This window comes from Candidatus Effluviviaceae Genus V sp., from assembly GCA_014728125.1.
Taxonomy (GTDB): Bacteria; Joyebacterota; Joyebacteria; order Joyebacterales; family Joyebacteraceae; genus WJMD01.
In genome coordinates this window covers 1-5,187 of sequence record WJMD01000073.1, presented here as the reverse complement: position 1 = coordinate 5,187, position 5,187 = coordinate 1, and the positions used below count along the sequence as shown (strand labels likewise).

The 5,187-nt window shown below is 65.3% G+C and carries 5 protein-coding genes and 1 pseudogene; 3 read left to right on the top strand and 3 right to left on the bottom strand.

Annotation, left to right across the window (positions count from 1 at the left end; translation table 11 throughout):
* The 3 genes from GF405_04130 to GF405_04120 all read right to left on the bottom strand — a co-directional run.
* Positions 1–141 (bottom strand): hypothetical protein (locus GF405_04130; GenBank protein MBD3367353.1); only part of this gene is annotated, 141 nt, incomplete at its 3' end.
* A gap of 280 nt (positions 142–421) precedes the next feature.
* On the bottom strand, positions 422–1,261 hold the full coding sequence (locus GF405_04125) for a CPBP family intramembrane metalloprotease (protein ID MBD3367352.1): 840 nt from the start codon (positions 1,259–1,261) through the stop codon (positions 422–424).
* Between the two features lie 215 nt (positions 1,262–1,476).
* Positions 1,477–2,325: a patatin-like phospholipase family protein gene (locus tag GF405_04120; GenBank protein MBD3367351.1), complete on the bottom strand. Its 849-nt coding sequence runs from the start codon at positions 2,323–2,325 to the stop codon at positions 1,477–1,479.
* A 165-nt stretch (positions 2,326–2,490) separates the two neighbouring features.
* On the opposite strand from GF405_04120, the pseudogene GF405_04115 reads away from it, so the two are divergent.
* From GF405_04115 to GF405_04105, 3 genes and pseudogenes are all read left to right on the top strand, one after another.
* Positions 2,491–2,658, top strand: a pseudogene (locus tag GF405_04115) (TetR family transcriptional regulator).
* Between the two features lie 605 nt (positions 2,659–3,263).
* On the top strand, positions 3,264–4,280 hold the full coding sequence (locus GF405_04110; GenBank protein MBD3367350.1) for an HlyD family efflux transporter periplasmic adaptor subunit: 1,017 nt from the start codon (positions 3,264–3,266) through the stop codon (positions 4,278–4,280).
* Between the two features lie 55 nt (positions 4,281–4,335).
* On the top strand, positions 4,336–5,187 hold an 852-nt coding region (locus GF405_04105; protein MBD3367349.1), incomplete at its 3' end, for an ATP-binding cassette domain-containing protein.

Here is a 5,187-nt window from a genome sequence, read left to right as displayed (position 1 = left end):
GATGACCAGAAGCCCGATGAGTCCGCCGATCACCGAGGCGGGCAGCAGGAGCTTCTGGGTCCAGCGGACCTTGGTACGGATAGCCTGCCCGATGAGAAGGAGCAGGCTCAGTGCACAGAAGGAGAGAACGATGCGGTCGATTGTCTGACTCCGTGATGGTTGAAGCGGGTTGCTGTCATCATGCCGGCTTCCAGGGGCGTGATCTCACCGAGCTCTCACTGCTAGTCCTTCTGGTTCACAAGGTCTCGTTGTGGGGCGGACGAGAGTGCTGTTCGCGTTTCCCTCGTGACCGGATGCTGCACCGATAGTGACGAGGGTCAGCAGATGGTACAGTCACAAGACCGTTGCATCCAGTGCCTTCTTCCGCTGACCTGACTCCCCGGAACGCGTCCGGTTTGAGATGCAGCCTCCCGAACTCAGATCACTCAGCTGCGGCCCCCTCCACCGGGATCACCTCCGTGACCGCGCCTTCCGTGCTGAACATCGAGCCGCGGTTCAGCAGGACCACGGCTACAGCAGTTACGACCAGCAGATACGTATCGTACGGCTGCGCGTCCGGCCAGAGGGGGTTTATGAGCTGAAAATGGAACAGTGCGGCGAGCAGAATGCTGCCCGCAGAGGCATTGAAGAGCGCCGTCATGAGAACGCTGATGGCCACCGTGCCGACGAAGAACGGGGCGAACGACCAGGTGCTCTGCTGCGTTCCGCTGAGCAGAAACGCGGGCAGATGCCAGAAGCCCCAGACCACGCCGAGAATCAGAGCGGCCCAGATCGGCGCGAGTCTCCGCTGCAGCAGAGGCAGCGCCAGCCCCCGCCAGCCGAACTCCTCCACGGGCCCCTTGATCACGACGAGTCCCAGAAGAGCCGCAAGCGACTGCCAGGACGAGAACCGCGGCATCGCGGCCACGAGATCACCCTTGAGTACTGCGCCGATAAAGAAGACCAGAGGGAGCCCCACGACCAGCAAGGCCCACCATGCTGGTGAGCTGCGCCAGAGCCGGAGGCGACTCAGATACCGGCGCAGGCCCTTCAGCCCGCCGTGGCGTGCGACGACGGGGAAGGACGCGATCGCCGGCGCATAGACAGCAAGATAGAAGAGCGGATGCTGACCTGTCATCTGCCCGAACGTCCTGGTCATCTGTTCCGGCAGGAGGATGTAGGAACCAAGTACTACCCACACCAGGCCGAAGGTCACGAGCAGGAACGGAACCAGCGAGATCGTCGGGACCTGTCTCCTGCTGTCGGAAGTTGTGTCCTTCATTGGGCCGATCCCTCTCCCGGATGAAGCGTCGCCACCCCCATCCGCCATGCACATCCGAATGCTGCATGACCCTTGCGGAGGGCCACCGCATTCATCTGCGACAAGGGAGTCAAGAGAACCAGATGAGAACACGGTCGCTCCGGCACCCGAACCGACGCCTCTGCCGGGCGTCCCATCGAGCGTAACGCCCTTCACGAGCAGCCGGACCGCGACCTTCAGAATCTGATGTCCGACAGCCTGCTGCGGAGTCTCTCGATCTCGCGCTCCATCTGGTCCAGGACCTCGCCGATCTTGCTGAAGTCGAGCATCGAGATGCCCTGCATTCGGGCGCGGAAGAGAACGTGCGGCTCCGAGGACGCGAGCCTCCGCTCGAGCGCGACCGTCTGCATGATGTCGAGGGCGCCGAAGACCGCGTCCGGCACGCGGGGTATTCGGTTCTCCCCGGCGTGCCTCTCACCGCTGACCGCGACGGCGAGCGTAATGTCGCACCGTCCGCTGACGTGATCATAGGGGACCTGGTTCACGAGGTCTCCGTCAACAAGAACCCTTCCGCCGGTGGAGACCGGCGTGAACACGCCAGGGATGGCCATGCTCGCTCGCACGGCGGTCGCTACGCCCCCTTCCTCCATTACCACCTCTTCGGCCGTCCAGAAGTCGGTCGCGACGACAACGAGCGGCACTTCCAGACTCTTGAACGTAACGCCCTCGATCGGTTCGAGCGCGGAAGCAAGGAAACGGTCTATGCTGATGAGCCCGCCGCGCCTGCGCTCAGGGATGAAGACCCTCAGCCACTTGAGGAGTGAAGGGAGCTTCTTCATCACGTCCTTCAGCGCGTCGCCACGCTGGACGGAGTACTCCTCCGCCAGTTCCCGTATCCCACGTCCGGAGATTCCCGAGGCATAGAGAGCGCCGATGACCGCACCGATACTGCTGCCCGCTATGACACTCGGTCGTAGCTCCAGTTCATCAAGCAGCTCGAGCACCCGGATGTGCCCAAAACCCAACACTCCGCCGCCCCCCAGAGCCACTCCAAGACGCTTCTTCACGATGTTCCCCCGTTTCACGCAGCAGAGGCCGCGGTCTCCCCGGCGTTTGCCGGGGCCTGTTCCGGCGTCGCTCGCTCAGAGTGTCGCCGGTCTGTTCCGCCTTGACAAGCTCGTTTCAACCGCGTATCATACGAACGTATGATACAAGTCAAACGTTCGATTCTTCGACAGGCGGATGACAGCATGAACCAATCGCGCACTCGCTCAGCCATTCTCGATGCCGCCCGGAAGCTCTTTGCCCGCCACGGCTACAAGGGCGCCTCCGTGCGCTCTATCACGGGACTTGCGGGCGCCAACCTCGGGGCGGTCGCATACCACTTCGGCTCGAAACACGACCTCTTCGAGGCCGTGACGGCCACTGTCGCGCGCGCGGCGAGGGAGAGGGTCGTCGCCGCAGCCGAGACCTCGGGAACTCCTCTTCGGAGAATCGAGGCGGTCGTTCGCGCCTTCTTCGAGCACCTCTCCGATAACCCGGGCGTGCCGCAGCTCGTGATTCACACGATCGTCTCCGGTGGACCAGTCCCCGAGACCGCCCACGACATGATGGGCGACAATCTGCGGACGCTGGCTCAACTCATCGCCGAGGGCCAGGCAGACGGCTCGATCCGCGCCGGGGACCCTGAGCTCATGGCATTGAGCGTCGCCTCCCAGCCGCTCTGGCTGGTGCTGGCGCGTGACCTTCTGCGGGAGGGAGTGGCGGTGGATCAGGAGGATGCGGCGACGCGTGCGGAACTCGTGGAGAGCGTCGTCGCCTTTGTCAGGGCCGGACTGTCCTCTGATCGCCGAACGGACAGTGACGGTCGCCACGGCGGAACCCGCCCGGAACCGGGTAGCGGACGGTGACGGTCGGCACTGGTGGGGGCACGCAACTCGGAGATCGTCGCCGGCGTCGAGCTGGCGCGCACAACTGGAGAACTGACGCCCGCGTGGCTGGAAGAGAACCTGGGGAGTCTGCGATGAAGAAGAGACGACGAATCGTCATGGTCGTCGCGGCCGCTGCCGCCGTCGGACTGGTCCTGTGGCTCACCGTGTTCCGTGACGACGCGAACCGCGACGAGCTGGCCGCCTCGGGTACCGTCGAGGCCACCGAGGCCCGTCTGGGGTTCCAGGCCACCGGTCGCGTGGACTCGATAACGGTCCGCGAAGGCGACCGCGTCGGCGTCGGCGACAAGCTGGCCTCTCTGGACCGGACGCAGGCGCTGGCCCACCTCGACCAGGCGCGGGCTCAGGTCGAGGCCGCGCGCTCGGCGCTCGACGAGCTTGAGCGAGGGCCCAGACCGGAGGAGGTGGCGCAGGCGCGTGCCGCGCGGGACGTGACGGAGCAGCAACTCACCGACGCCCGACGCAACCTCGAGCGCACGACGAACCTCTTCGAGGGAGGCGCCGTGAGCGAGGAGCAGTACGAGAAGGCCCAGGTGGCATTCGACATCTCGCAGAGCAGACACGAGCAGGCAGAAGCGCAGCTCAAACTCGTTGAGGACGGGCCGCGAAGTGAGCGCATCGAGGCGCAGCGGGCGCAACTGCGGCAGGCCGAGGCCGGCCTCCGCGTCGCCCAAGCCACGATCGCCAACATGCGGGTCGTCGCGCCGATCGACGGCATCGTCACCGTCCGCCATCGCGAGCCCGGCGAGACCGTCCCGGCCGGGTCACCTGTCCTGACCGTCATGAACCCGGACGACCGATGGGTCCGGATCTTCGTACGGGAGGACCGCATCGGCGCGGTGAAGATCGGTGCGACAGCGCACATCAGGACCGACACGTATCCCGAAAGAGAATACAAGGGCGAAGTGACCTTCATCGCCTCGGAGGCCGAGTTCACGCCCAAGAACGTACAGACGGAGGAGGAGCGCGTGAAGCTCGTCTACGCGGTGAAGGTGAGCGTGTCCGGAGATCCCGAGCTGGACCTCAAACCGGGAATGCCGGCGGACGTGTGGCTGCGACTGCCGGACGACGACGGCGACGACGACTCGTGAGATGAACGGAAGCAGTCGACTGCGACGTGGTTTCTGAGCACGGATGGTAGGGATGATGAGTGAGAACGGCGCCGCGATAAGGGTCGAGAACCTCTCCCGCCGCTTCGGCGACATTCTCGCCGTCGACGGACTGACCTTCGAGGTCGCCGAGGGACAGCTCTTCGGCCTCGTCGGTCCGGACGGCGCCGGCAAGACCACGACCTTGCGGATGCTCGCCGGGGTGATGCCTCCGACGTCCGGGGATGCCGTGCTCGCCGGTGTCAGCGTCGCGGACCATCCCGAGGGCGTGAAGCACGACATCGCGTACATGTCGCAGAGGTTCGGCCTCTACGCGGACCTGACCGTGATGGAGAACCTCACCTTCTACGCCGACCTCTACGAGGTCCCCCATCACGAGCGCACGGCACGTCTGGACCGCCTGTTCCGCTTCTCGAACCTCGAGCCGTTCAAGGACAGGCTCGCGGGCGCGCTTTCAGGCGGGATGAAGCAGAAGCTGGGACTCTCCTGCGCCCTCATCCACCAGCCGAAGATCCTGTTGCTCGACGAGCCCACGTTCGGCGTGGACCCGATATCGCGCCGCGACCTCTGGCTCATCGTGCACGAGATGGTAGCCCAGGGCGTCACGGTCGTCGTCAGCACCGCGTACATGGACGAGGCCGAACGCTTCGACAGGCTCGCGCTTCTCCACCGCGGCCGGGTCGTCGCCCTCGGGACGCCCGATGAGCTCGTGGCGGACGTCGAGGGAGACATCCTGGCCATCGAGGTAGACGGCACCCGCCGGGCGAAGCGACTGCTCAGCGACCATCCCGCCGTTCTTCTCGCCGCCGTCTTCGGCGACGCGCTGCACGTCACGGTGTCATCGGCCGACCGGGATGAACAGGCGGTCGTGGGTGCCCTCGCGGACGCG